General features: G+C 46.0%; 2 tRNA genes. Both read right to left on the reverse strand.

The features are described from left to right. Positions 1-190: 190 nt before the first annotated feature. Positions 191-266 (reverse strand) — tRNA-Val (locus AAHB15_RS30065). A gap of 5 nt (positions 267-271) precedes the next feature. After that, positions 272-346 (reverse strand) — tRNA-Glu (locus AAHB15_RS30070). Positions 347-387: the final 41 nt, after the last annotated feature.

A 387-nucleotide genomic window follows, 5' to 3' on the forward strand; every position in this document is an offset into this window, starting at 1 on the left:
GTAAAGTTTGGAAAAATATTAAATTCATACTCGCTGTCTTGTTACCGTCATCCTGACCTCAGAAAGATTATTCAAGTAGCAGCTTGGTCAGTATGCTGAAGTTCATTCAGGAAGCTTATTCGGTCGTGCTCTACCAATTGAGCTACCCCGGCATTTATTGATGATTATTTTCACTGTCGTGAAAAAATCATGGTGGAGGATGACGGGATCGAACCGCCGACCCTCTGCTTGTAAGGCAGATGCTCTCCCAGCTGAGCTAATCCTCCAAAAATGGTGACCCCTACGGGATTCGAACCCGTGTTACCGCCGTGAAAGGGCGGTGTCTTAACCGCTTGACCAAGGGGCCAAAAACTAAAATTGGCAAAATAATAGCCCCAAAAGGGGCTT

The organism is Bacillus sp. OTU2372, from assembly GCF_038440275.1.
Taxonomy (GTDB): domain Bacteria; phylum Bacillota; class Bacilli; order Bacillales; family Cytobacillaceae; genus Neobacillus; species Neobacillus bataviensis_B.